This is a genomic window from Absiella sp. AM29-15, assembly GCF_003434225.1.
Lineage (GTDB): Bacteria > Bacillota_I > Bacilli_A > Erysipelotrichales > Erysipelotrichaceae > Hoskinsella > Hoskinsella hominis.
In genome coordinates, this window is the sequence record NZ_QVFL01000002.1 from 270,547 (window position 1) to 296,092 (window position 25,546).

Below are 25,546 nucleotides of genomic sequence, written 5' to 3' on the forward strand. Positions count from 1 at the left end.
TAAGTGAAATGTCACATATCGCATGTTTTTCTTTATAAATTTCTTAAGGAATTTTATAACCGTGATAAGTTTAAAAAAAACTGCACAAAATTAAAATCAATTTCATATAAAGCGAGCGTAGCTTCACTTTTTTTGGTATAATAAATAAGGTGATGAACATGAGACAACAAACATTTTATGAGGCCTACCTGGATGATTTTGATAAAGTTATTGTTTATTTATCTAAAAATAGCTATGGTGGCATCAGTAATAAATTTTATCTGACAAACAAATATGGTCAGATTATTGACTTGCATATACAAACAATTGAAACAACGCAAAATAACTACAATAAATTTACACTATCTTTATATGAGCCTTTAGAAATTGGTGTAGAGTATTATGTTGTACATCAGCATGCACGTTCAATTGTCCTGCAATACAGTGGAATCGTTAAAACCCAACGTTTTGATGAAATGTTTTACTATGATGGAGATGATTTAGGCTGTGTATATCATCGTGACCATACATCTTTTGCCTTATGGGCACCAACTGCGGCTCGTGTAAAAGTTGAAATATGTAAAAACGGTGTAGTGAAAACATTGGAAATGCGACGCAGTAACTATGGTGTATTTCGATTATCTGTGTTAGAAAATCTGGAAAATGCAACATATGTATATCTTGTAAGAGTTAATGGACAATGGCTTCAGACGATTGATCCATATGCATGCGCCAGCGTAGAAAACAATGCCCGCTCAGCTGTCATTGATCCTGATAAAATCCGTATAAGAGATTATCCTCTGACACCAATGAAGCATGCCACAGATGCAATTATTTATGAAACAAGTGTGCGTGATTTTACAATGCAAAAAGGTATTGGTGTCACAAAGCCTGGTAAATATAGTGGGTTTGTAGAAGAAAATGAAACTACAAAAGAGTTGGATACCGGATTTACGTATTTAAAGTCTTTAGGGATCACCCATGTCCAGCTAATGCCGGTACTTGATTTTGGATCAGTAAACGAACTTTATCCATTGATGCACTATAACTGGGGATATGATCCAGTACAATACCGTTGTTTAGAAGGCAGTTTGTGTGTAGAACCTACGAATCCTTATGGAAGAATATTTGAATTTTCCAAGTTGATTGAAGAATGTCATAAAAATGATATCCGTGTCAATTTAGATATCGTATTCAATCACGTATATGATAAAGAAGATTCATTTTTTGAAAAGACAGTACCAAACTATTATTTCCAAATGAATACAAACGGTGATTTTTCTAATGGAACGTATTGTGGAAATGATGTGGATTCTACCAGAAAGATGTCACGTAAGTATATGATTGATACATGTGTTTGGCTGGTTAGAACATATCATATTGATGGACTACGATTTGATTTAATGGGTATTTTGGATATTGATACTCTGAATCAGATATATCAGGCATGCGCAGCTATTAACCCTGACTTTATGGTATATGGAGAAGGATGGGATATGCCAAGCTTTTTAGATTATCGTCAACGTGCAAGTATTCGTAATAATGCACAAATGCCAAGAGTTGCACATTTCTCTGATCGTTTCCGTGATGTTATTAAAGGCAGAACGGATGTAAATGAAGTAAATGTGAAAGGATATTGTACAGAAGCTGTTTATCTGATTGATATCATGAAAAACTGTCTATGTGGAAGCTGTAATGATATTGGCGTGGAAAAAATGTTCCAACATCCTAGAAATGCTGTTAATTATGTAGAATGCCATGATAATATGACTTCTTGGGATAAGGTTAAAGAATGCTGTAAAGAAGATGATCGTGATGTACGGATATCTCGTCAGAAAATGATGATTGCGGCAGTATTAATGGCGCAGGGGATTCCTTTTATCCACAGTGGACAGGAATTTGCCCGTACAAAACATGGAATGAACAACACATATGAAGAAAGCGATGAAATCAATAAGATAGATTATGCGAGAAGAAATCGTTATCAGGATATCGTGGATTGTACAAAAGCTTTGATCAAAATCCGTAAAGAACATCCATGTCTTCGCTATGCAGATGCGGAAGAAGTCGCAAAAAATGTATCCTTCGATACAATTGATCAAAAGGTGCTGCTGTATAAAGCAAAAGATGATAAGGAAGAAATTATCACAATCTTTAATCCTACAGGGGAAACTTTCCATTATGATTTATCGGATGCATATCAATTGTTATACCATGATGGACCTGCAGAAGATATCTTGATTCAATATGCAAATATTACACCATATAGTACCATGATCTTTTTAAAGAAATATGTATAAAAGCCGATAATTTCGGCTTTTTGTTTGACATTCAAATTATACTTGGTATAATGGAACAGGTAAAAAAATCAATTTTTACACATTGTCAGAATATAAACTATTCTGATGGAATGGAGGAAAGCTATGAAAATTGCCGTAATAACAGACAGTGGAAGTGGATTAACAAAACAACAGGCCAATGAACTTGGAATCTATTATCTGCCATTACAGATTATCGTAAATGATAAAATGTATTTGGATGGAGAAAATATAACCGTAGAAGAGATCTATGAATTTTTAAGAAATGGAGAAATGCCAACTACTTCAATGCCTCCCATGGGAATTATGGAAGAAGTATTCCATGAAATCAAAAAACAAGGCTATGAAGCCGCAATCGCCATACCTTTGACATCAGGATTATCCTCTACATGCAGTGTAATGCAGGCATGTGCAAAACGCTGTGAATTGCCTTTAGAGGTAATTGAAACATATACAACCTGCAATATTCAACGTTATCTTGCTCTATCAGCAATACAGTTAGTTAAACAAGGAATAGAATTAGATGAAATCTTAACCCGTTTAAAAGATAGTGCCGCAAACAGCAATACTTTGATAATGCCAGATGATTTACAGCATTTAAAACGTGGTGGACGATTAACACCATTAGCGGCAGCATTAGGTGGATTATTAAAAATCAAGCCGATTCTTCAATTAAATGAAACATCCCAGGGAAAAGTGGATGTATTTGATAAAGTGCGTACAGCATCAAAAGCGCAACAAAAAATGCTGGACACTTTTAAAAGTGCCAATCTTGATGAAAACTATACCTTAACTGTTCTGCATAGTGGCGCACCAGAAGCTGGTGAAAAGTTAAAAGAACTAATGCAAGAATCATTCCCAGGGCTGGATATCTATTATGGATTGATCGGGGCTGTTATTTCAGCACATACCGGCTTAGGATGTCTGGGTATTCAATATATCAAAAAAGTGAAAGGACTGTAGTAATACAGTTTTTTTCTCTTATCAAAAAGTGTATAATATAAATTATAAAATGGGAGGTTGAATCAAATGAAAACAGCATTTGTGACAGATAGTGGTTGTGGGAAAAGCGTTGAACAACTGATGGCAGATGGGATTTATAGTGTGCCTTTACAGGTAAGTTATGATGGTAAAAACTTTCATGATCAGGAAGATATTACAATAGATGAAGTATATGCTTTAATGAAGGATGGACAGATGTTATCTACTTCTTTACCATCATTAGGTAAAATAGAAGAATTATTTTCTAAATTAAAAGAAGAAGGATATGAACGTATTTTCGCTGTACCAATTTGTAGTGGATTAAGTGGTACGATCAATGCAATGGCGATGTGTTGTGAACAATTAGGTATTGTATTTGAATATGTAGATTGCCATGTAACTGCAGTTGTGCAGGAATATATGATCAAAGTGGCAAAGGCTTTATTTGAAGATGGCAAAAGCATGGAAGAAATTAAAGCAGTATTGGGAAGAATTGTAGATACAACCAATACTATCCTTTTACCAAATGATCTTCAGCATTTAAAACGTGGCGGTCGTTTAACGCCACTTGCCGCAACACTTGGCGGCTTATTGAAAATCAAACCAATTTTGAAGATCAATCAGGAAACACATGGAAAAATAGATGTTGCGGATAAAGTAAGAACAATGCATCGTGCTATGGATAATGTCATAGAGATTATGAAAAAGGAACATGTGGATGATTCTTATCTGATTACCGTAGCACATGCGGATGACGCAAAAGAAGCTGATGTATATATGGAAAAAATCAAAGCGGCTTTTCCTAATGCCAAGCATCAGATCATCAAATTGGTTAGCGTTGTTGGTGTTCACACCGGCAGAGGCTGTCAGGCGGTACAGTATTTTAAAATGATCAAAGATTAAGAAATGTGAAGAGCGTAAAGCTCTTCTTTTTTTAGCTTGCAAGGGTATAAAAATATGGTATACTAAGCATACATAAGGTATAAAGAATATGGAGGTGATGTTATGTTTCAAATTGAAAAATTTTATGAATATAGAGAAAATAATCGTTATGAAGTAAAAAAAGCCAAAAACGGTTTGCCACAAAGTTTATGGGAAACTTATTCTTCTTTTGCGAATTCTAATGGTGGTGTCATTATATTAGGTGTAGAAGAGAATAAAAATGGTTCATGGCATGCTTCTGGTTTAGCAGATTCTTCAAAATTACTAAAAGAATTTTGGAATATTATAAATAATAGACAAAAAGTAAGTATGAATTTATTACGTGATGATGATATTGAAATATATGAACAAGATGGAAACATTATCATGGTAATTTATATACCAAAAGCAGGTAGAGATGAACGGCCAATTTATATTAATGGTGATATGTTTAAAGGAACTTATCGAAGAAATTATGAAGGAGATTATCGTTGTACAAAAGATGAAGTTATGGCGATGCTTCGTGATCAGCCTGAAGAAACAATGGACATGAAAGTCTTAGATTATTTTGATATTGATGTTTTGAATGAGGATACAATAAAAGCGTATCGTAACCGGCATATTCTGTTGAGTCATCATCATCCTTGGGAAAAACTGGAAAAAGATGAATATCTTCAAAGAATCGGTGCGATTGCTGAAACTAGAAATGATAAAAAGTTACATCCTACAGCAGCAGGCTTATTGATGTTTGGAGAAGAATACTGCATCGTAAGAGAATTTCCTGAATATTTTTTAGATTATCAGGAATTGCTGGATCCAACCATTCGATGGACAGATCGCATGCATTCAAATTCAGGAGATTGGACGGGTAATCTATTTGATTTTTACTTTAGAGTATATCATAAACTAACAAAAGATGTTAAAGTACCTTTTCAAATTGAGCATGGAAACCGTATAGATGATACGATGGTCCATAAAGCGATAAGAGAAGCGTTGGCAAATTGTATTATCAATACAGATTATTATGGAAAACGTGGAATCGTGATCAAAAAAAGCAGTGATCAAATTATTATCGAAAATCCCGGGGATATAAGAACCGGAAAACAGCAAATGATACGAGGTGGTATATCCGATCCTAGAAATAAGCTTTTGATGAAAATGTTTAATCTTATCAAAATTGGAGAAAGAGCAGGGAGTGGTGTGCCTGATATCTTCCAGGTGTGGGAAAATGAAAATTTTGATACGCCCATGATTGAAGAACAATTTCATCCCAACCGTACGATCTTGACTCTGCCGTTATCAAAAAGAAATGTGACGATAAAAAGTGATGATAAAAAAGTGACGATAAAAAGTGGCGATAAGCGTAAAAAAACAGTATTTACAGATGATAGCACTATGCTTATCAAAGAAACAGAAACAGAATATCATGTGCCTAAAGAAAAAAGTGACGATAAAAAAGTGACGATAAAAAAAGATGTAACGTCGAAAACACAAACATATCAACAGGCAATCTTAGATTATATGGAAACAGGTTTGGAATATCGTTTAATAGAATTTTGTGAATTGCTTTCTCTGAAAGAAACACGTGTTAAGGTTTTGATGAAAGCGTTGATTGAATCAGGTAAGGTCGAAACGCTGGGGGCTAATCGTAATCGAAGATATAAACGAAAATCATAAGAATATAACTGACAGGGGTTACAAAAGTTATTTCCCTGTCTTTTTTACATTGTTCTCAAAAATAAATTGTCAAATCATAGGAATTTTGGGTAAGACTAATGTATAATAGTAGAGAAGTTTGGAGGTTACCATTATGAAACATGATTATATAGATATAAAAGGTGCCAGAGAGAATAATCTAAAGAACATTGATATCAAGGTTCCAAGAGATAAGTTTGTTATTATGACTGGTGTTTCCGGTTCAGGAAAGACCTCTTTGGCGTTTGATACGATTTATGCTGAAGGGCAGCGTCGTTATGTGGAAAGTTTAAGTGCATATGCCAGACAGTTTTTAGGTGGAAGTGAAAAGCCGGATGTAGATTCTATTGAAGGATTATCACCATCTATTTCTATTGATCAGAAAACAACCAGCAATAATCCACGTTCTACCGTGGGTACTGTGACTGAAATTTATGATTATTTACGTCTTTTATATGCACGTGTAGGGGTACCTTATTGTCCTACCCATCATGAACCTATTACATCACAGACCATTAAACAGATGGTAGACAAAGTAATGGAGTTGGAAGATAAAACACGATTAACAATTTTATCTCCTATTGTTCATGGAAAAAAAGGTACACAAAAAGATTTGTTTGAAAATCTTCAAAAAGAAGGTTATATCCGTGTCCGTGTGGATGGGGAATTAAAACTTTTGGAAGATGTGGAAGCTTTAGAAAAAAATAAAAAGCATAATGTGGATGTGGTAATCGATCGTATCGTAAAAGGAAATGATCGTTCTCGTTTACATGATTCTTTAGAAACAGCGTTGAAACTAAGTGATGGTTTGGCAATTGTTGCCTATCATGATCAGGAGATGTTATTTTCCAGCAATTATTCCTGTAAATATTGTGGTTTTTCTGTGCCACGTTTGGAACCACGTTTATTTTCATTTAATGCACCATTTGGCGCATGTGATACATGTAAAGGTTTAGGTATTACACAGAAGGTAGATTTGGATTATCTGATTCCTGATCGTAGTAAATCAATTCGTGAAGGCGGTATTGTTTATTATAAAAATATCGTAAATACAGAAAATCTGGAATGGCAGCGTTTTAAGGCATTGCTGGATTATTATGATATCAGTATTGATACACCGCTAAAAGACTTAAGTAAAGCACAGATGGATGTGATGTTATATGGCTCTAAAGATTTGATTAGTTATAAATTGGCAAGTCGCAGTGGCAATGTCACAAAGAAAACAGAATTTATTGAAGGTGTGTGTACATTGATTGAACGCCGTTATATGGAAACAAGTTCTACGATGTCACGTGAGTGGTATGCGACCTTCTTAGCGGAAGCACCATGTCCTACATGTGGTGGAAAACGTTTAAATCCACAAGCATTGAGTGTTATGGTTGGTGGTAAAAACATATATGAATGGACACAGATGTCGATTGTCAATGCAATCACATTTATGAATGAATTAACATTAACAAAACAGCAGGAAGAAATCGCAAAACTGATTGTGAAAGAAATCAGAGAGCGTTTGACTTTTTTAAACAATGTTGGACTGGGATATATTACACTTGATCGTTTAGCGGGAACTTTATCTGGTGGAGAAGCGCAGCGTATTCGTCTGGCTACACAAATTGGTTCTCATTTAAGTGGTGTATTATATGTGCTGGATGAGCCAAGTATTGGTTTACATCAGCGTGATAATGATCGTTTGATCAATTCGTTAAAGGATATGCGTGATTTGGGCAATTCTTTGATTGTTGTAGAGCATGATGAAGATACCATGCGTGCAAGTGATTATATTATCGATATAGGACCAGGTGCTGGTATTCATGGTGGCAATGTTGTAGCTGCTGGTACACCTGAGGAAGTTATGGCAAATCCTGATTCTATCACAGGACAGTACCTGAGTGGAAAAATGAAGATTGAAATACCTGCGAAACGCAGAAAAGGCAATGGCAAGAAATTAGAAGTCATGGGTGCTTGTGAAAATAACCTGAAGAATGTAAATGTTAAATTTCCATTAGGTTCTTTTATCGTTGTGACTGGTGTCAGTGGCAGTGGAAAAAGTTCTTTGGTGAATGAAGTATTGAGTAAAGGCATTATGCATGCTCTGGGAAGAACACGCATTAAACCAGGAAAACATAAAAAAATCAAAGGCATCGATTATATCGATAAACTGATTGACATCTCACAGGATCCAATCGGTAGAACGCCAAGAAGTAATCCTGCCACATATACCGGAGTATTTGATGATATTCGTGAATTATTCACGCATACACCAGAAGCGAAAATGCGTGGTTATGAAAAGGGACGTTTCTCTTTTAACGTGAAAGGCGGTCGTTGTGAGGCATGTCAAGGGGATGGCATCCTGCGTATTTCTATGCATTTTTTACCTGATGTATATGTGCCTTGTGAGGAATGTGGTGGAAAACGTTATAATGAAGAAACTTTGCAGGTAACGTATAAAGGTAAAAATATTTATGATGTTTTGGAAATGACAGTAGATGAAGCATTGGAATTCTTCTCTAATGTATCTAAAATCAAACATAAACTACAGACATTGAAGGATGTAGGACTTGGCTATATCAAACTTGGACAAAGTGCCACAAGTTTATCTGGTGGAGAAGCACAGCGTGTAAAACTTGCCAGTGAGCTGCAACGTAAAGCGACAGGAAAAACATTGTTTATTCTAGATGAGCCAACAACTGGATTACATACGCATGATGTGAAGCGGTTATTAGAAGTTTTACAGCGTATTGTGGAAAACGGAGATACTGTCTTAGTCATTGAACATAACCTGGATGTCATCAAATGCGCAGATTATATTATAGATATTGGTCCGGAAGGTGGAGATGATGGTGGAAGCATTATCGCAACTGGAACACCGGAGCAGGTAGCGGAAGTGGCAGAAAGCTTTACCGGTCAGTATTTAAAAAAGGTACTGCAGAAAGGATAACGATATGGAAGAAATAACAAGTGTATCCGTCAAAGCGCTGGTGGAGGCCTTTGACTTTGAACAGATTACAGGAGATGAAGAAAGCCTGAATCGTCAGATTGTCATGGCTGATACCAATCGTCCTGGTTTAGAGCTTGCCGGCTTTTTTGAAAACAGTCAGGTAAAGCGTCTTGTTGTACTAGGGGATAAAGAAATCGCCTATATCTCAACAATGAGTGTACAAAAACAACGCAAAGCTTTTGATTTTATCACCAATGAAATTACACCGGCGATTATTATCACAAAAGGACACAAATGCCCGGATGTATTAAAACGTTGTGCGAAACGCAAAAATTTCCCAGTCTTAAGTTCTGAGTCTGCGACAACACGTTTAATTGTAGATCTGGTAGCGTTTTTGGATGAAAAACTAGCCAGTTCTCAATGTCTGCATGGAGGGTTATTATCCATCTATGGAAAAGGCGTGCTGATTCGTGGAGAAAGCGGCATGGGAAAAAGTGAAATTGCACTGGAGTTAATCAAACGCGGACATTTATTAGTCGCAGATGATCGTGTAGATTGTTATCGTATCCACAATAAGATTGTGGGAAAAGCGCCAGAGCTGTTAAGTGGGATGCTGGAAATACGAGGAATCGGGATCATCAATGTTGCCCGCATGTTTGGCGTAAGTTCTGTGCTTCCAAAAACACAGGTGGATTTCCAGGTAAATTTAGAAATGTGGAAACCTGATCAGGATTATGATCGTGTGGGTATTGAAGAAAAGAAACACGAAAATATTCTGGGAGTGGATATTCCTAAAATCGTTGTCCCAGTCAGAGAAGGTCGTTCTATGGCCGTCATTATTGAGTCAGCGGTAACTAATTATATGTTATCCGAAATGGGAATGGATAGCGCTAAAGAATTTGAACAACGTGTATTGGATTATATTGAAAAGAACAAAAATGCACAATAGACAGGAGGAACGTCATGTCATTATTTCCAGATATGCAAACAGTATTAACCATAGGACCGCTTCGTGTGACCTGGTATGCTGTCATTATTTTAACAGGGGCATTCCTGGCGTATCATTTATCTATTCGCCAGTTAAAAAAATGGGGATATGATGAAGATCTGTTTCTAAATTTCTTTATCATGATGCTGCCAATCAGTATTATTGGCGCAAGAATTTATTATGTAATTTTTGAATGGAGTAATCAGTATGCCGCAAATCCAATTCATGCATTCTATATATGGGAAGGTGGATTGGCAATACATGGAGGCTTGATTGCCGGTGTATTGTTTGGTGTATGGTACTTTAAAAAACATTGTATCAATGGACTGCGTGTTGCGGATGCGATATTTCCTAATGTAATGCTAGCACAGGCAATTGGCCGTTGGGGAAACTTTATGAATCATGAAGCATATGGTGGAATCGTTGCGGATTCCTTCTATGATCATTTTCCAGCTTTTATCAAAGACAATATGTATATTGACGGACATTATCGTCAGCCTACATTCCTATTTGAAAGTATTGGCAATCTGATTGGATTCTTCTTAATTTCCTTTGTTTATAAAAAATACGGACGTAAAAAACGTGGAGATATGGCATGGGCTTATCTAACATGGTATGGTATGGTGCGTTTCTTTGTGGAAGGCATGCGTACAGATTCTTTGATGTTAGGACCATTACGTATTGCACAGGTAGTATCGATTGTGGGAATCGTAATCGGTTTATGTGGAATACTGGGTGTATGGGATAAGCTGTTTCATAACTTATGGCTGTTTAAAAAAGCAAAACCTGTTGTGGTATTTGATTTAGATGGCACTCTGGTGGATACAAAAGATTTAATTTACGCAAGTTTTAGGCATACTTTTGAAAAATTTAAGCCAGGTTATACCCTAAGTGAAGAAGAACTGCAAAGCTTTTTAGGACCAACCTTAAAAGACAGTTTCTTACGATATTTTGATGCCAGTCAGGTAGATGAAATTATTGCATATTATCGTGAATTTAACCACCAGTATCATGATGAGTATATAAAAGAAGTACCACATGTGAAACAGGTATTGAATTATCTAAAGGAGCAGGGCTATGATGTTGCGGTAATGAGCAATAAATTAAAAGATGTTGTGATGATGGGGCTAGAAAGTGCTGGTCTTACTTCTTATTTTACAGTTGTATTAGGTGGAGAAGATGTGGCTAAGCCAAAACCTGATCCAAGTGGGATCTTAAAGGCTTGCGCCATGATTCCACGTTCTCATGATGATGTCATCTATGTTGGGGATTCACCAACAGATATAGAAGCAGCAAAACGAATGGGTGCTTTCTCTGTGGCATTTGTGCTGGATAAATCAAGAGCAAAACAAATGCAGGATACACATCCATGTGCTATCATAAACGATATGCAGGAGTTAATAACTCTGGTAAAGGAGGATCACGAATGGAGCGACGTTACGATTTAATTATCATTGGTGCAGGACCGGCAGGAATGTCTGCGGCTATCTATGGTTCAAGAGCTGGTTTAAAAACAGCAATGCTGGAAATGGGTGCACCGGGTGGAAAACTTGTGAAAACATATGAAATCAGCAATTGGCCGGGTATCACAAGTACGAATGGTGCAAAACTTGCAAGTGATATGTTTGAACATTCTACAGCGTTTGGCGCAGAATATCTTTATGGCAATGTAGTAAAAGTAGAAGATGGCGAATACAAAAAAGTTATTTGTGATGATGGCAATATTTATGAAGCAAAAGCGGTAATCGTTGCTACTGGTACTCAGGAACGTATGATGCATATTCCAGGAGAAGAAGAAAATGTTGGTCGTGGGGTCAGCTATTGTGCGGTATGCGATGGAGCATTTTTTAAAGATCAAGAGGTTGTAGTCATTGGTGGTGGCAATTCTGCATTAGAAGAAGCAAATTATCTGACACAGTTTGCATCACGTGTTAACATTGTTATAAGAAGAGATGTATTCCGTGCAGACAGTATTGTACAGGAAACGATTAAAAAGAATCCTAAAATCACGATTGTCACAAAACATATCCCGATAAAAGTGGTAGATGATGGAAAACGTGTGATTGGTCTAGTTGTGGAAAATGTAGATACACATGTACAAACAGAAATTAAAACACATGGAATCTTCCCATATATCGGATTAGATCCAGCAACATCTTTCTTAGAAGGTCTGCCAGTATTAAATGAAGCAGGATATATGATTGTTGATGAAAACTGTGAAACAAAAGTCAAAGGCATCTATGGTGCCGGAGATGTTATTGATAAGAAACTGCGTCAGGTGGTCACAGCAACAAATGATGGCGCAATTGCGGCACAGCACGCATTTCACGAAATCAAAAAACTATAATTTCTTAAGCATCCCTATCGGATGCTTTCTTCATGTTTTGGATATGGACATCATTTTTTTACGAAATTCTTACAATTTATCTCATGATATCCAAATTTTTCGATTTTTATGTTCCTTAGCTTGAATTTATGATATGATAATGCAAATTCCAGTTTTTAAAAGAAAGGTGTAATGTGGCATGATATATTCTAAAATGCAAATGAAACTACCAGAAATTCAAGTTGTGGAAAACTTTTTCACAAATATACAGGCAGGCAGCATGGAAGGCTTACAAGTGTTGATGAGTGAATCCTGTTTTAAAACATATCAGGCATTGTTAGATTCCTTATATGATGGCTATCGCGAATTTCTTAATCAGGATATGTATGGAGAAGAAACCGCAAAAGAAGCTGAAAAGCTTATTCATTATTTATATGGACACTTATATCGAACATGGCATATAGAATCTTATACAGCCAAGGATGATACTTTTCAGATACTTGTACAGATGGAAATCGCCAGTGCGAAATCCTTTCAAAATTATGTAGAGGCCATTGATTATGATGGAATAGCACGTTGTATTATGCAGGATGAGCGTAATCTTAAAGAAATAATCCAGATTAGAGATCATGGAGATATGCAGGAAATGGAACGTTTTGCCAGAATTAAACAGGCGCCATATCTGATCAAAGAAATGAAGAAAGCAATTGATCAGTCGGTGTATGAAGTGTGTGAAAAAATTTTTATAATACAAAAACAAAATGGGAAATACAGCATCACAGATATTCAATAATCCATATTACATCAGATTAAATATGGCACATCTTACACGCATGTGGTAAACTTATGGTGAGGTGATCCTTATGAACGAACAGAATGTTGTATTGATAACCGGAATGTCAGGAGCCGGAAAAACGACTGCGATGAATATCTTGGAGGATATGGGATATCATTGTATTGATAATTTTCCTGTTCAGCTGATTGATTCTTTAGGTGAAATCATAAATACAAAACCAGATCCAAGATATACCAATATCGCATTGGCAACAACAGCACTAGATTATCCTAAATTTCTTCAGTATTTTGAAAATATTGATGTGAATGTACGTGTGGTATTCTTAGATGCCAGCAATGATAAGCTGCTGCTGCGTTATAAATTTACAAGAAGACATCATCCAATGATGTTATTCAAGAAAGCGAATACGCTGGAAGAAGCGATAGAAGTTGAACGTGATATGTTTGATGCATTAAATGAACGTGCGGTATTGCATATTGATACCACCAAGTTATCCCAGCAGGAATTAAAAACCGTCCTGATGGAAAAACTTTCTTTAAACAGTCATGAAGTATTCTCTATTTCCTTTGTATCCTTTGGATATAAACATGGGGTTCCATTAGATGCGGATCTTATTTTTGATGTCAGATTCTTACCAAATCCATATTATATAGAAGAACTGAAAAATCAGACAGGAGATGACGCACCTGTCTATGAATATGTGATGAGCTTTGATCAGACGAAGGAATTCATTAGACAACTGAAAGCATTCCTGGATTATATGTTTGTACAGTATAAGAATGAAAAGAAAAACCATTTAACGATTGGTATCGGATGTACGGGTGGACATCACCGCAGTGTATCTATCACCAACTGGCTGTATGATCATTATAAAGATCAGTTTCACTGCTATAAGTCACATAGGGACAAGAAAGTGGGATAACTAGATGAAAAACGTTGTAGTAATCGGAGGAGGAACCGGCCTTTCTGTAATGATGCGTGGATTGAAACAAATCAAGGATATCAATCTGAGTGCAATCGTTACAGTAGCGGATGATGGTGGAAGTACTGGGAGAATACGCCGTCAGTTTCATATCCCGGCTATGGGAGATGTACGTAATGTCATGTGCGCCATGGCACAGGAGGAAACGATTTTTACCAGTCTGATGAATTTTCGTTTTGATGGAGAGGAAAGCGATGTTGGCGGACATAATCTGGGAAATCTGATATTGACCGCTTTAACGCAGACGACAGGCAGTTTTATGGAAGCTATTCGCACCTTCTCAAAATTCTTAAATGTAAAAGGTGAAATCATACCTTCATCTTTGGATATCATCACTTTATATGCGATGATGGAGGAAGGTACGATTGTACGTGGAGAAAGCAATATACCAGCTTTCAATAACCATATTGATCATGTCTTTTATGAAACCAAGGTAGAGCCGACAACAGAAGCTTTACAGGCGATACATGAAGCAGATTTGATCGTATATGGGATTGGCAGTTTATATACGTCAATCATGCCTAATTTGATTGTGGATGGCATCAGTGAAGAAGTACGTATGAATAAAGCCAAAAAAATATATTTTTGTAATGCCATGACACAGCCGGGAGAAACAGATGGTTTCTCACTGGAAGATCATGTAAGAGCAATTGAAAAACACAGCTTTCCAGGTGCGGTTGATGTGGTTATTACCCATACCAATCGTGCAAGTGAAGAAATCTTATATAAATATAAAGAAATGGGAAGTGAACCTGTGAAAATCGCAGAAGAAAATCATCCCTATAAGATATTGGAAAGAGATGTTTTATCATTTGAAGATGAACTGATCCGTCATGATTCCAATAAGATTCGTGATGTGATTCAGGAATGGTTAGATAAGGATGAATAACTATGTCATTTACTACGGAAGTAAAAGCCGAAATAGCAGGAAATGAGCTGCATGCTTGTTGTAAGAAAGCGGAATTGACCGCATTGATTCAAATGTGTGCGACGATGAATTTCACAAGTGAAGGTATGCAGATACATGTACAAACAGAGAATGCAAATACCGCAAAACGTATCTTTAAAATGTTAAAAGAGATGTATCAGGTAGATACACAGCTATCTGTCTTGAAAAAGATGAAATTAAAGAAAAACAATGTTTATATGATCCGTGTGAAAAATAAAGCAATGGAAATCCTGCGTGATTTGGAAATATTGACAGATGATGGTCTGCAAGAGCATCCTAGCGCAAAAATGGTGCGAAAGGAATGTTGTGCCAGAGCATATTTAGCAGGTGCCTTCCTTGCGGGAGGAAGTGTAAATTCACCCAATAAAAGCAATTATCATTTAGAGATCAGTACAACATCTTTATCTTTAGCGAAGTTTATTCAAAAACTTATGCTTCGCTTTGATATGCCTGCAAAATATATCAAACGCAGAAATCAGGAAGTTGTATATTTAAAAGCTAGTGATAAGATTGGTGATTTCCTTCGTTGTATTGGCGCAAGTGATGCACTGTTTGCCTTTGAGGACAGTCGTATCCAGCGGGATTTCATGAATTCTTTAACACGTTTAGATAACTGTGAACTGGCCAATGAGATGAAGAGTATGGCAGCTGGCAAGAAGCAGTTGGAAGATATTGAATGGATTGAAAATTATCAGGGCATTGACTCTTTACCAGAAAAGCTGCAGCATGTAGTCAATGCAAGAAAACAACTGCCAGAGGCAAGTCTTGTGGAGCTTTGTGAATTCTGTGAACAGGAATATGGAGAATCTATTTCCAAGTCAGGGATGAAGCATCGTTTGGCAAAAATCAAAGATATGGCGGAGCAATACCGCAGTAAAGTATAAAATAAGAAAAAAGGCGCAGAATAGTAAGGGTGAAACTTATGAAAAAAATCCTACTGTTACTAGCGCTTTTTCCTTTTCTTCATGCCACCAGCTATCATGGTGAGCTTGTTTCTTGTAAAAGCGAAGAAATCATATTAAAACTTCAGGGTGAAGAAGTACCTGTTGCATTATTCAACATCAAAATGAAAGATGAAGCTGGCTGGAATAAAACCTGTGACCTGTTGTCATCAGCGAAAAAAATCACAATTGAAATAGATCCATCCAGTGCAATTACATCGCCTCTTCCAGTCTATCTGTTTGCGGATGATACCCTTGTGCAGGAAGAACTCATCAAGCAGCAAGAGGCATATATCCAGATTAGAAATCCAGAATATACTTATGAAAAACAAATGGAAGATGTAGAGAAAACAGATACCGTTATGGCACCTGAAAGTGATCCTATTGTTAAGAAGGCACATGCGAAAAATGCACCAATTTTCCTTTTTATACTATCCTGTGTATGGTGTATTTTTCTGTTCATTTTTTTACACAAAAAAAAGCAAAAAAATGATTAAAAATAGTTTTTCTTTTGGCTGTTTTATGTTACAATACGACTAAAGAAAGGTAAGGGAGGACTATGGAACATAAACCACTGGTCACTTCCTCTGCTTTGCCAAAGGAGTTGAAGAACTGTAAGCAGAAACAAGAAGACATTATAGAAACACCCATGCGTATTGAAGCCCGCTTTGGAGTGAATGTAAAGCTCTTAAGAAGAAAACGTTGTATTACGCAGGTGGAATTAGCCAAAAGATGTGGCCTCCATCAGAATTACATTTCGGAAATAGAACACGGAAAACGAAATGTCACGTTACGGGTAATAGAAACGATTGCAAAAGCACTGGAAGTGCATGAAAAAGAATTTTTTAATTGGAGGGAGTGAAATACTCTCTCTTTGTTTGTCAATCTTACAGGTTTCCTGTATAATAAAAACAGAAAGTTGGTGGATATATGGAAACTTTGATTTCATTATTAATATTTGTCGCAATTATTGCGGTAGTTATCTGGATTGCCCCTATTTTATTAACAGGGCTTGCGATTTTGGTGATTGCTGTTTTGATATATGGTATTTACGCAAGACATAAAGTAAAAAAACAGCTGGATGAAATGGAACAAGATCAAACCTATTATGATGATCGCAATGATACTGGATATTATCATTCTTCATCATCAAGCGATGACATCATCGATGTAGAATATACAGAGAGTGTAGATGACAGTGATGATTAAAGAAGCATCGATAGATGATAAAAAACAGGTCTATGAGCTATGGAAAGCCAGCTATCCCAGCCAGAACCAAAATTATCTGACTTATTATTTCAAAACCCTGTTTGATCAGGGCACCTGTCTACTACAGGAACAGGACAATAAAGTAATATCATCCATTCAAATGAATGAACATGTGATTTCATTTGGCGCTCGCAAGATTGCGATCGCATACCTGCTTGGCGTAAGCACCCTGCCAGATTATCGTCGACGAGGACACATGCGTACCTTAATGGAGGCAGCACTTGATGAAACTAGTCATAACTATTTATTTACCTTCATTAAAGCATTTAATCCAAAACTTTATGCACCATATGGTTTTGAAACAGTATATGCACACCGTCATTTTTTGATCAAATCGGAAGAATTAAATAAAGTTAGCTGTTTACATACGCAAAAAGAAGCAACTGCTTCTCAATTGTTGTATGCATATAAACGCTTTATTGTGAAGTTTGATGGGTATTATATACGTGATCTTGCATATTATGAACGTTTATTAGAGGAGCTGGAATTAAAAGAAAAACGCATGGTTGTTTATCGTGACCCTGTACAGGGCGTGTGTGGGTATTTGATCTATCAGATCATCAAAGATGAAATACAGGTTAAAGAAGCTATCTATCAGGATAGTATCTCATTGATGAGAATGTTGAAAGCAATCAGTGAACCTGAAAGAGAAATTTTAATTGAAGTGAGCGAGAAAGAACATTTAGAAAAGATATTTCCTCTTGCGATACCCAAAAAACAGGGATTTATGATGGTACGGGTAAACAATTATGAATTATTTAATAAATATTTTAATAAGCAGGTAAAAAATGCAAGAGAAGCATTTGAAATCTTAAAAAAGCCATTATGGCTTCATGAATACTATTAAAGCCTCATTTTGAAGGCTTTTTGTTTATAGAAAAGGTGACAGCGTAAATTAACTGTCACCTCTATTGTTTTATGCTTCTTTTCCTTTTTTAACAAATGCCATAATCTGAATAATACCAAATACAACACCAAATACAGAGATTAAATAATTTAATCCCAGCATAAAGCCAGTGAATTTTTGTTGATAAGCATTTAATATGATCAATACTGCCAATGCAAAATACAGCAACACTTTCAATAAAATTCTGTTTTTTGTGTCGTCTGCGGCACTTTCCACAAGACCAATACGTTTCTTTGGTTTGAAATCAATCATTTGTGGCACAGTTTTTAAGAACTTACGGAATTTTACTTCCATGACACCATATGCGACAACACCAAGTCCAAGACACATCCATAAAGGAAGCTCAAACATATAAGTTAATACTGCCGCAAATATACCGATTACAAAACGCATTGCATAGGGACGATAAGCCTGTTCACGATCATCCAGCACATATCCGCATTTTGTGAAAACATCATAATACACAGCGCGTCCATGACTATCTTCATAAATATGAATGCCACCTAATTTTAATTTATCATCTTTTTGATATTTATTACCTTTTCTCGCCATTTTATTCACCTCTAGGTATCATTATATATGTAAACCTTTTATTCGTCTAGCAAAACCAGTCTATAAATTAATAATTATTTTGCACAAATTAGTAATGATTTATTTCATCCGTTGTTTTTTTACAACCATTGTTTTATAATGAAGACGTAATGAAAAGGATTTCATAGAAAAGGAGCGATGAACATGATTTTTGGAAAAGACAACACAGAATGGGAAAGTTTGAAAGGAATCTTTACTGCAACGGAGATTAACCAGCAGCCAGCTACTTGGAGAAAGACAATCAAACAAATCGAAGACAATAAGGATGCATTAAAGGCATTCATCGAAAACGTAACGAAAAATGAAGATTACGACATTATTCTTACAGGTGCTGGAACAAGTGAATTCGTTGGAAATGCACTTTATTCTTACCTGAACAAATTGACAAACTACAAAACAAAATCTTTTGGTACAACAGATATCGTTGCTACTCCTGAAAACTACTTATCACAGAATAAACCAACACTTTTGATTAGCTTTGGACGTAGTGGAAACTCTCCTGAATCCGTAGGTGCTGTTGATGTTGCTGATGAAGTATGTGGCAATAACGTTTATCATTTATTTGTAACTTGTAACCATGAAGGAGCATTAAGTAAAGCTGCTGAAAAACGCGATAATGCATTTGCAATTAACTTAACTCCTGAAACTCACGACCAGAGTTTTGCTATGACTTCAAGCTTCTCAAATATGATGCTTGCTACATTATTATGCTTCTGCTTAGACAATTTAGATGCTGTAAAAGCAGAATTAGAAGATGTAATTACAACTGCTGAAAAATCATTAGCAAATGATTATGGATTCTTTGCAAATATCGTAAAAGATTATAACTTTAACCGTATTGTTTACCTTGGTGCAAATGCTTTAAAAGGTATTGCACAGGAATCTCAGCTAAAAATGCTGGAATTAACTGCTGGTAAAGTTGCTACAATGTTTGATACACCTATGGGTTTCCGTCATGGACCTAAATCTATCATCAATGATGAAACATTAACTGTTATCTATGTAAGTGACAACGCATACACTCGTCAGTATGAAGTTGACTTAATCAAAGAAATGAGCGCTCAGCGTAAAGGTAACAAAATTGTTGCAATCATGAACAAGATGGATAAAGAAGTAGCTGAATTAGTAGATTATGCATATGCATTTGAATTAAATGAAGAACACGACAATATGTTGTTAGGATTTGATTATATTACAGCTGCACAGGTATTGGCATTGTTTAAATCATTATCTTATGGTATTACACCAGACAATCCATGTCCAAGTGGAGAAGTAAACCGTGTAGTAAAAGGTGTTATTTTACACCCATACACAAAAGCGTAAGAAAAATCAAATAAGAAAGCGAGGATATTATATGATCGGATTAATCGTTACAGGACACGGAAATTTTGCAACAGGACTTACTAGTTCATTAAAATTAATTGCAGGAGATCCAGAAAAATATGTTGCAGTAGACTTTTTACCAGAATATTCAGTAGAAGATCTGGAAAGAGAATTAAACAAAGCTTTTGATGAATTGAAAGACTGTGAAGGAATCTTAGTATTATCTGATTTAGGTGGAGGTTCTCCATTTAAAACAGCTGTTACTATTGGTTATCCAAAGGGTAATGTTGAAGTATTGGCAGGAACTAACCTTCCAATGATGATTGAAGTAAATATGGCACGTAAATTTATCGAAGAATTACCTGCACTTACAGAAATGGCTATGAATACAGGAAAAGACCAGGTTGTTCGTTATGAATTTAAACCAGTTGAACAGGATATTCCTGAAGATGGCATTTAAGGTGTAGCGTATGACATTTGATTGGAACACAATCTTCTGGTCAAGCTTTACCATTGTTGTAATGATTATTTTGTTCTTGATTTTCTATTACATCTATAGTGCAAGAGCAATGAAGAAGAGCAGAACAGCAATGATTGAGCGCTTAGATAGCATGAAAGTAGGCAAAGAAGTGCTATTCTCTGGAGGAATCAAAGGAAAAATCACAAAAGTTGGAGAAGAATATCTAAATGTAGAAGTTTCAAAAGGTGTTGAATTCACAATTTCAAAACTTGCAGTCAGCGAAGTTCTTTCTAACAAAAAAGCAAAATAATTAAAAACCGGCATAATTGCCGGTTTTTTTCAGTTACAGGAGTCTATAGCCTGTTGTAAAATCTTCTTATCTTCCTTATTTTCGCAATTTGACAACATGTTTTTCAAATGAATCATACATGTATCCGTATCAAATAATTCATAGAAAATATCCCAGATATCATCATCGCATGTGGATGGATGCGACATTTGTTCCCAGAACCAATCTAAATATATTGGTTCTTCATCATAAATTCCATCATAAAACATTTCTTTTACTTCTTCATAAAATTCATAGAAATTTTCATTCTCATCCAGATTTTTTAATTCCATCAATGACAGCAGATAAGGAAACTGATCAGCTGTTGACAATTTGTGTAGTTTGTTTATAATTTTTTCAGTTTCATTAAAGCACTTCATCATTTGATTATAATTCAAAGGGTATTGTAATTGTTCCAAAAGATCGTCAATCTGTTGTAGTAACAAATCATCGATAGCATGTGGCTTTTGCATATTTTTCACCATATCATAGTTCTCCTCTTTTTTACATAATTTAATTAATATATTGCACATTTCTTCTTCAGTTAAGGATGCAATTAATTTTTTGATTTGTTCCTCATATTTTATTCCAACTATCGAAGATTCGATGGTATAACACAAAGCAGCCATATGTTTACAATTTCCATGCTCACTTGCAAAAGGGCAATCACACTCCATGGATATTACTGTGTTATTTTCCACAGTAACAGATGTTTCATAAATTTCACTACCCAATATTGTAGCTGAATATGTGTTATCATCCACAATTACATCATGTACGTGATTTTCTGAAAAATAGGTATATCCTCTTTCTAATATAGCTGGCATGAACTGATCTTCAAAATAGATTTTCATCTCGAGCATACCTCCTTATATTTAAAGTATATAGCATATTGTTACATCATTCTTGTAAGAATGAAAAAAAAGACATGAAATTCATGTCTAATTGTAAATTGTTTTGGCATAGTCTGTAGGCGTAATGCCATATTGCTGCTTAAATTTTCTTGAAAAGTAATGAATGCTAGTAAATCCCAGCATACTGGCAATTTCACTGATGGTGTACATACTTTCTTTGATCAACAGTTTGCTTTTCTTCAATTTTAAATCGCTGATATATTGTTTTGGCGCAACATTTAAATTGTTTTTAAATAATGTTTGTAAACTGCTTCGTGATATGGAGAACTTATGACATATTTCTTCTATCGTTAATTGCTCGTATATCGTATCATTGATATAAATGATAATCTCATTTAATAATTCATTTTCAAATCGTTGCTGCATTGGTGTAGAAGCAATTGGTGATGAATTTAAGAAATCATATTGTAATACACGAATGATCAGTTCTTTTAAATAACATAGCATTAGTTCACTGTCATACATCATATCATTATTGCTTACTTTGATAAATTCATTTAATGCATTGTGAATATCACGATGTGCATGGTATACACGATTTGTTATTAAGTAAGGATCAGCCATCTCCATATCAAATAGGATTGTCAGGTAAGATACAGACTGGCTATGCCCTGTTTTTTGTGTGTGATATTGCCCTGGCGAGAATAAGATTAAATCCATTTCACCTAATTCATAAGGTTCATCATCAACGGTTGTTGCTAATTCACCATTATCGATGAATGTAAGCTCCCAATAATCGTGGCTTTCTCCAGGGAAGGTGTAATTCGCATTACGTACCTGATAATAATATCCAAGAATTTCTTTAATATCAAAGGAGGGTGTAATAGGTTCATATACAATTGGGATTTTTCCAAAAGTATCTACAGTTGTACGTTTGGTTTTTGGATCTGTTTCCATCATGACTTTTGCATTATTGGAAATACAAAGAAAATTGAATTTCACACCGGCTTTAACTTTAATAAAACGATGGATAACAAATCGCTCAAATTCTTTACAGGTATCATCATTACTGACGACAAGCATGACGATACCAGATTCAACACGTATATATACATCTTTATTATATTGATAAAAAACATCAAATTCCTTATCCTTTAATTTGATAATCGTATGACTCATTTTTTTCTGGCGAAGGCGTGACAGATCGTTTATGATTTCCCCATAACGATTGAAAATAAAGCTGGTAGTTTTATTAAACATCGAAATCACCTCATTGCCTTAAGTATATCAAAAAATTTAACATCCGAAAAGAGAAAAGCAAGAAACATAAAAATAAGAATTTTATTACAAATTTTCAAAAGTTGATGAAAGAGTTTACATTTATGAGATTATCATAGATTTAGACAAAAAAATACATGCAATCTTAACAATCCTTAAGAATATGTAAAATCTTGCGGTCGGCATGTAGAATTTTTTGAATTTGTCTAAATTGATATAAAAAAAGATGTTAAATTGTTAAAAAGTGCAAATCGAAACATAAAAAGTGTAAAGCATTTTGACTTGTTTTGACATAAAATTTTAATGAACTTCATGAAAGGGTTTTCGTAAAAGATCTTCCTCATCAAAGATCGCTTACGCATTAAGTTCATGTTAAAAAAGATAGAAGGGAGAGAGCAAAAATGCCAAATATCGTTTTAACAAGAATTGACAACCGTTTAATTCACGGACAGGTCGCTACACAGTGGTGTGGAGTTGTAGGAGCTAACTTATTGTTGGTTGCTAATGATGCAGTATCTAAAGATGAATTCCGTCAGGGATTGATGAACATGGCTGCACCAGCTTATGCACAGACACGTTTCTTCTCAATTGAAAAAACTTGTGCAATTATCGACAAAGCTAGTCCAGCACAGAAAATCGCAATCATTTGTGAAAATCCACAGGATGTATTAAGACTAGTGAAAGGCGGCGTGCCAATTAAAAAAGTAAACATCGGAAACATGCACATGGCGGAGGGTAAACGTCAGGTGGCTACATCAGTAGCAGTTAATGATGATGATGTTGCTTGCTTCAAAGAGTTACAGGATTTAGGTGTAGAACTGGAAATTAAACGTGTTCCAGACACTGCAGCTGAATCAATTGACAAATTATTTAAATAAGAATTAAAAAAAATTCAAATTATTTAATTGAAAAAATTAAGTAATGAAAGGAGAAAAATATGGACTTTAATATTATTGAATGTGTCTTATTGGCCGTAGTAACATTCCTGTTCGCAATCGACCAGTTCTCATTGACAGAAATCGTATACCGTCCAATCATCGCTTGTCCAATTATCGGTCTAATTCTTGGCGATATGCCTACAGGTTTAGCCGTTGGTGGTGCTTATGAGTTGATTATGATTGGTAACATGCCAGTTGGTGGGGCACAGCCACCTAACGCCGTTATCGGTAGTGTTGTAGCTATGGTGTTTGCTGTAAAAGCGCACATGGATACAAACGCTGCATTAGGTACAGCTATGATCTTCGCTACTTTCGGACAATTCGTTGTAACAATCATGTTTACAGTTATGTCTGGATTAATGGTAAAAGCTGACAAAGCTGCTGCTGAAGCAAATCCTAAAGGAATTACAAATGTATTAAATATCTCTATGGCAGGTATGGGTACATTATTCGCAGTAATCGCTATTGTTGCTTACACTGGTGGTACAGCTATGGCTGAAACATTAACTAACTTACAGCAGAGTGCTAGCTGGTTAATGGGTGGTCTTGCTGCAGCCGGCGGTATGATGCGTTTCGTAGGTTTCGCTATCTTATTGAAGATCATGTTATCAAACGACATGTGGGGTTATCTGTTAGCAGGTTTCGCACTTGTTCAACTGTTTGGTAATATACCAGCTCTTGCTGATGCTGCATTGATCTTAGTAGCATTTATCGGTATTGCTATCGCTCTGAACGACTTCTTGACTCAGAAAGCAATTAAAGAAAATGCTGGAAACGGAATGGGAGGTATGAGTGATGGAATCTAGTGCTATGACAACTTACAAAGATACGACTCCTGCTGCCAGACTTGATAATAAAACTTTAAATAAAATGGTATGGCGTTCTATGCAGTTGCAGGCTGCGTTCAACTACGAACGTATGCAATCAGCTGGATGGTTGTGGGCTATCTTACCAGGTTTACAGAAAATCCATACAAATAAAGATGACTTAGCTGCATCTATGACACACAATATGGACTTCTTAAATACTCACCCATTTGCGGTAACATTCGTTATGGGTATGGTATTATCTATGGAACAGCAGAAAATGGATATTCAGACAATTCGTTCTGTACGTATTTCTACTGCAGCTCCATTAGGTGGTATTGGTGATGCATTATTCTGGTTTACACTAATTCCTATTACTGCTGGTATGACTGCTAACATGGCAATCGACCACAATATTATGGGACCAATTCTGTATTTCATTATTGCCTTCGGTGTTGAAATGGCTCTTCGTTATGGCTTATTATATTGGTCTTATAACTTAGGTACAAAAGCTGTTTCTATGATGACAGCAAATGCGAAAGAATTCTCTCGTGCTGCATCTATCCTTGGTGTATTCGTAATTGGAGCATTGATTGCTAACTATGGTGGAGGAACTAAATTAGGTATCTCTATTCCAAATGGTCAGACACTAGATGCTGCTACTGGTGAAATGGTTGATGTATTCATCAATATTCAGGATTACTTGAATAAAATCTTGCCTTGTATTATTCCATTACTGTTTACATTAATGTGCTATTTCTTAATCAAGAAAAAAGGCTGGACACCAAGTAAATGTATCTTATTATTCCTAGTAATTGGTATTGTTGGAGCTATCTTCGGTATCTGGGCTGGCACTTATACACCATTAGTTCCAGTTCCTTGGAATGTAATTGGGTAAATTATAGTTACCATAGCTCTCTAACTATATCTATCTTAATGAAAAAAGAGTCAGAATCTTACGATTTTGGCTCTTTATTT

At 35.7% G+C, this 25,546-nt stretch carries 25 protein-coding genes; 22 read left to right on the forward strand and 3 right to left on the reverse strand.

All coding sequences use genetic code 11. The features are described from left to right. The first annotated feature begins 158 nt into the window (after positions 1 to 158). The 16 genes from pulA (at position 159) to DW761_RS03430 (ending at position 17,930) form a co-directional block, all read left to right on the forward strand. Complete coding sequence (pulA, locus tag DW761_RS03355) at positions 159 to 2,279, forward strand: type I pullulanase (RefSeq protein WP_117516417.1); 2,121 nt, start codon at positions 159 to 161, stop codon at positions 2,277 to 2,279. A 123-nt stretch (positions 2,280 to 2,402) separates the two neighbouring features. Then, on the forward strand, positions 2,403 to 3,260 hold the full coding sequence (locus tag DW761_RS03360; protein ID WP_117516418.1) for a DegV family protein: 858 nt from the start codon (positions 2,403 to 2,405) through the stop codon (positions 3,258 to 3,260). A gap of 66 nt (positions 3,261 to 3,326) precedes the next feature. Then, complete coding sequence (locus DW761_RS03365) at positions 3,327 to 4,181, forward strand: DegV family protein (RefSeq protein WP_117516419.1); 855 nt, start codon at positions 3,327 to 3,329, stop codon at positions 4,179 to 4,181. Positions 4,182 to 4,283: 102 nt separating this feature from the next. Further along, positions 4,284 to 5,876 (forward strand): ATP-binding protein, encoded by a 1,593-nt coding sequence (locus DW761_RS03370; protein WP_117516420.1) that lies wholly within the window; start codon positions 4,284 to 4,286, stop codon positions 5,874 to 5,876. A gap of 133 nt (positions 5,877 to 6,009) precedes the next feature. Further along, positions 6,010 to 8,832, forward strand: coding sequence for an excinuclease ABC subunit UvrA (gene uvrA, locus DW761_RS03375; RefSeq protein WP_117516421.1), 2,823 nt, complete (start codon positions 6,010 to 6,012; stop codon positions 8,830 to 8,832). Positions 8,833 to 8,836: 4 nt separating this feature from the next. After that, positions 8,837 to 9,781 carry an HPr(Ser) kinase/phosphatase gene (gene hprK / locus DW761_RS03380; RefSeq protein WP_117516422.1) on the forward strand — a complete coding sequence of 315 codons (945 nt, stop codon included), beginning with the start codon at positions 8,837 to 8,839 and terminating at the stop codon, positions 9,779 to 9,781. A 14-nt stretch (positions 9,782 to 9,795) separates the two neighbouring features. Further along, positions 9,796 to 11,268 (forward strand): prolipoprotein diacylglyceryl transferase, encoded by a 1,473-nt coding sequence (gene lgt / locus DW761_RS03385; protein ID WP_117516423.1) that lies wholly within the window; start codon positions 9,796 to 9,798, stop codon positions 11,266 to 11,268. After that, a complete protein-coding gene (gene trxB / locus DW761_RS03390; RefSeq protein ID WP_117453011.1) occupies positions 11,247 to 12,167 on the forward strand; it encodes a thioredoxin-disulfide reductase in 921 nt (306 codons plus the stop codon). Before lgt ends, trxB begins: the two co-directional genes overlap by 22 nt. Before the next feature lie 199 nt (positions 12,168 to 12,366). Then, positions 12,367 to 12,939 (forward strand): hypothetical protein, encoded by a 573-nt coding sequence (locus DW761_RS03395; RefSeq protein ID WP_233513014.1) that lies wholly within the window; start codon positions 12,367 to 12,369, stop codon positions 12,937 to 12,939. 70 nt (positions 12,940 to 13,009) lie between these two features. Then, positions 13,010 to 13,864: an RNase adapter RapZ gene (rapZ, locus tag DW761_RS03400; protein WP_117453013.1), complete on the forward strand. Its 855-nt coding sequence runs from the start codon at positions 13,010 to 13,012 to the stop codon at positions 13,862 to 13,864. 4 nt (positions 13,865 to 13,868) lie between these two features. Further along, positions 13,869 to 14,813 carry a gluconeogenesis factor YvcK family protein gene (locus DW761_RS03405; RefSeq protein ID WP_117453014.1) on the forward strand — a complete coding sequence of 315 codons (945 nt, stop codon included), beginning with the start codon at positions 13,869 to 13,871 and terminating at the stop codon, positions 14,811 to 14,813. Between the two features lie 2 nt (positions 14,814 to 14,815). Beyond that, a complete protein-coding gene (gene whiA / locus DW761_RS03410) occupies positions 14,816 to 15,757 on the forward strand; it encodes a DNA-binding protein WhiA (RefSeq protein WP_117453015.1) in 942 nt (313 codons plus the stop codon). A gap of 38 nt (positions 15,758 to 15,795) precedes the next feature. Beyond that, complete coding sequence (locus tag DW761_RS03415; RefSeq protein ID WP_117516425.1) at positions 15,796 to 16,311, forward strand: nuclease; 516 nt, start codon at positions 15,796 to 15,798, stop codon at positions 16,309 to 16,311. A 62-nt stretch (positions 16,312 to 16,373) separates the two neighbouring features. Continuing rightward, entirely contained in the window at positions 16,374 to 16,676 is a 303-nt protein-coding gene (locus DW761_RS03420; RefSeq protein ID WP_233509486.1) for a helix-turn-helix domain-containing protein, read from the forward strand. Positions 16,677 to 16,744: 68 nt separating this feature from the next. Continuing rightward, the gene (locus DW761_RS03425; protein WP_117516426.1) at positions 16,745 to 17,023 is read left to right on the forward strand and encodes a hypothetical protein; all 279 of its coding nucleotides are present in this window, start codon (positions 16,745 to 16,747) and stop codon (positions 17,021 to 17,023) included. Further along, positions 17,007 to 17,930, forward strand: coding sequence for a GNAT family N-acetyltransferase (locus DW761_RS03430; RefSeq protein WP_233511803.1), 924 nt, complete (start codon positions 17,007 to 17,009; stop codon positions 17,928 to 17,930). Before DW761_RS03425 ends, DW761_RS03430 begins: the two co-directional genes overlap by 17 nt. 69 nt (positions 17,931 to 17,999) lie before the next feature. Here the strand turns inward: DW761_RS03430 and DW761_RS03435 are convergent, their stop codons facing one another. Beyond that, the gene (locus tag DW761_RS03435) at positions 18,000 to 18,542 is read right to left on the reverse strand and encodes a hypothetical protein (RefSeq protein WP_117453018.1); all 543 of its coding nucleotides are present in this window, start codon (positions 18,540 to 18,542) and stop codon (positions 18,000 to 18,002) included. Between the two features lie 183 nt (positions 18,543 to 18,725). Between DW761_RS03435 and DW761_RS03440 the strand changes: the two genes are divergently transcribed. The 3 genes from DW761_RS03440 to yajC are packed head-to-tail and all read left to right on the forward strand — an operon-like array spanning position 18,726 to position 20,674. Further along, positions 18,726 to 19,904 (forward strand): SIS domain-containing protein, encoded by a 1,179-nt coding sequence (locus tag DW761_RS03440; protein WP_117453019.1) that lies wholly within the window; start codon positions 18,726 to 18,728, stop codon positions 19,902 to 19,904. Between the two features lie 31 nt (positions 19,905 to 19,935). Further along, positions 19,936 to 20,364, forward strand: a complete 429-nt coding sequence (agaF, locus tag DW761_RS03445; RefSeq protein WP_117453020.1) for a PTS galactosamine/N-acetylgalactosamine transporter subunit IIA — start codon at positions 19,936 to 19,938, stop codon at positions 20,362 to 20,364. A 10-nt stretch (positions 20,365 to 20,374) separates the two neighbouring features. Beyond that, positions 20,375 to 20,674 (forward strand): preprotein translocase subunit YajC, encoded by a 300-nt coding sequence (yajC, locus tag DW761_RS03450; RefSeq protein WP_117453021.1) that lies wholly within the window; start codon positions 20,375 to 20,377, stop codon positions 20,672 to 20,674. Between the two features lie 29 nt (positions 20,675 to 20,703). Here the strand turns inward: yajC and DW761_RS03455 are convergent, their stop codons facing one another. Both DW761_RS03455 and DW761_RS03460 read right to left on the reverse strand, forming a co-directional pair. Then, the gene (locus tag DW761_RS03455; RefSeq protein ID WP_117453022.1) at positions 20,704 to 21,546 is read right to left on the reverse strand and encodes an SWIM zinc finger family protein; all 843 of its coding nucleotides are present in this window, start codon (positions 21,544 to 21,546) and stop codon (positions 20,704 to 20,706) included. 87 nt (positions 21,547 to 21,633) lie between these two features. Further along, complete coding sequence (locus DW761_RS03460) at positions 21,634 to 22,806, reverse strand: helix-turn-helix transcriptional regulator (protein WP_117453023.1); 1,173 nt, start codon at positions 22,804 to 22,806, stop codon at positions 21,634 to 21,636. A gap of 419 nt (positions 22,807 to 23,225) precedes the next feature. Between DW761_RS03460 and agaB the strand changes: the two genes are divergently transcribed. Genes agaB through DW761_RS03475 form a run of 3 tightly spaced genes read left to right on the forward strand, consistent with a single transcriptional unit; the run spans position 23,226 to position 25,466 of the window. Beyond that, complete coding sequence (agaB, locus tag DW761_RS03465) at positions 23,226 to 23,702, forward strand: PTS galactosamine transporter subunit IIB (RefSeq protein ID WP_117453024.1); 477 nt, start codon at positions 23,226 to 23,228, stop codon at positions 23,700 to 23,702. 59 nt (positions 23,703 to 23,761) lie between these two features. Next, entirely contained in the window at positions 23,762 to 24,568 is an 807-nt protein-coding gene (locus DW761_RS03470; protein WP_117453025.1) for a PTS mannose/fructose/sorbose/N-acetylgalactosamine transporter subunit IIC, read from the forward strand. Continuing rightward, positions 24,558 to 25,466 (forward strand): PTS system mannose/fructose/sorbose family transporter subunit IID, encoded by a 909-nt coding sequence (locus DW761_RS03475; RefSeq protein WP_117453026.1) that lies wholly within the window; start codon positions 24,558 to 24,560, stop codon positions 25,464 to 25,466. Before DW761_RS03470 ends, DW761_RS03475 begins: the two co-directional genes overlap by 11 nt. Positions 25,467 to 25,546 lie beyond the last annotated feature (80 nt).

Excerpts from the sequence above, each read along its gene's own strand:
- pulA (WP_117516417.1), top strand. The coding sequence starts at position 159 with ATGAGACAACAAACATTTTATGAGGCCTACCTGGATGATTTTGATAAA.
- DW761_RS03360 (WP_117516418.1), top strand. The coding sequence starts at position 2,403 with ATGAAAATTGCCGTAATAACAGACAGTGGAAGTGGATTAACAAAACAA.
- DW761_RS03365 (WP_117516419.1), top strand. The coding sequence starts at position 3,327 with ATGAAAACAGCATTTGTGACAGATAGTGGTTGTGGGAAAAGCGTTGAA.
- DW761_RS03370 (WP_117516420.1), top strand. The coding sequence starts at position 4,284 with ATGTTTCAAATTGAAAAATTTTATGAATATAGAGAAAATAATCGTTAT.
- uvrA (WP_117516421.1), top strand. The coding sequence starts at position 6,010 with ATGAAACATGATTATATAGATATAAAAGGTGCCAGAGAGAATAATCTA.
- hprK (WP_117516422.1), top strand. The coding sequence starts at position 8,837 with ATGGAAGAAATAACAAGTGTATCCGTCAAAGCGCTGGTGGAGGCCTTT.
- lgt (WP_117516423.1), top strand. The coding sequence starts at position 9,796 with ATGTCATTATTTCCAGATATGCAAACAGTATTAACCATAGGACCGCTT.
- trxB (WP_117453011.1), top strand. The coding sequence starts at position 11,247 with ATGGAGCGACGTTACGATTTAATTATCATTGGTGCAGGACCGGCAGGA.
- DW761_RS03395 (WP_233513014.1), top strand. The coding sequence starts at position 12,367 with ATGAAACTACCAGAAATTCAAGTTGTGGAAAACTTTTTCACAAATATA.
- rapZ (WP_117453013.1), top strand. The coding sequence starts at position 13,010 with ATGAACGAACAGAATGTTGTATTGATAACCGGAATGTCAGGAGCCGGA.
- DW761_RS03405 (WP_117453014.1), top strand. The coding sequence starts at position 13,869 with ATGAAAAACGTTGTAGTAATCGGAGGAGGAACCGGCCTTTCTGTAATG.
- whiA (WP_117453015.1), top strand. The coding sequence starts at position 14,816 with ATGTCATTTACTACGGAAGTAAAAGCCGAAATAGCAGGAAATGAGCTG.
- DW761_RS03415 (WP_117516425.1), top strand. The coding sequence starts at position 15,796 with ATGAAAAAAATCCTACTGTTACTAGCGCTTTTTCCTTTTCTTCATGCC.
- DW761_RS03420 (WP_233509486.1), top strand. The coding sequence starts at position 16,374 with ATGGAACATAAACCACTGGTCACTTCCTCTGCTTTGCCAAAGGAGTTG.
- DW761_RS03425 (WP_117516426.1), top strand. The coding sequence starts at position 16,745 with ATGGAAACTTTGATTTCATTATTAATATTTGTCGCAATTATTGCGGTA.
- DW761_RS03430 (WP_233511803.1), top strand. The coding sequence starts at position 17,007 with ATGACAGTGATGATTAAAGAAGCATCGATAGATGATAAAAAACAGGTC.
- DW761_RS03435 (WP_117453018.1), bottom strand. The coding sequence starts at position 18,542 with ATGGCGAGAAAAGGTAATAAATATCAAAAAGATGATAAATTAAAATTA.
- DW761_RS03440 (WP_117453019.1), top strand. The coding sequence starts at position 18,726 with ATGATTTTTGGAAAAGACAACACAGAATGGGAAAGTTTGAAAGGAATC.
- agaF (WP_117453020.1), top strand. The coding sequence starts at position 19,936 with ATGATCGGATTAATCGTTACAGGACACGGAAATTTTGCAACAGGACTT.
- yajC (WP_117453021.1), top strand. The coding sequence starts at position 20,375 with ATGACATTTGATTGGAACACAATCTTCTGGTCAAGCTTTACCATTGTT.
- DW761_RS03455 (WP_117453022.1), bottom strand. The coding sequence starts at position 21,546 with ATGAAAATCTATTTTGAAGATCAGTTCATGCCAGCTATATTAGAAAGA.
- DW761_RS03460 (WP_117453023.1), bottom strand. The coding sequence starts at position 22,806 with ATGTTTAATAAAACTACCAGCTTTATTTTCAATCGTTATGGGGAAATC.
- agaB (WP_117453024.1), top strand. The coding sequence starts at position 23,226 with ATGCCAAATATCGTTTTAACAAGAATTGACAACCGTTTAATTCACGGA.
- DW761_RS03470 (WP_117453025.1), top strand. The coding sequence starts at position 23,762 with ATGGACTTTAATATTATTGAATGTGTCTTATTGGCCGTAGTAACATTC.
- DW761_RS03475 (WP_117453026.1), top strand. The coding sequence starts at position 24,558 with ATGGAATCTAGTGCTATGACAACTTACAAAGATACGACTCCTGCTGCC.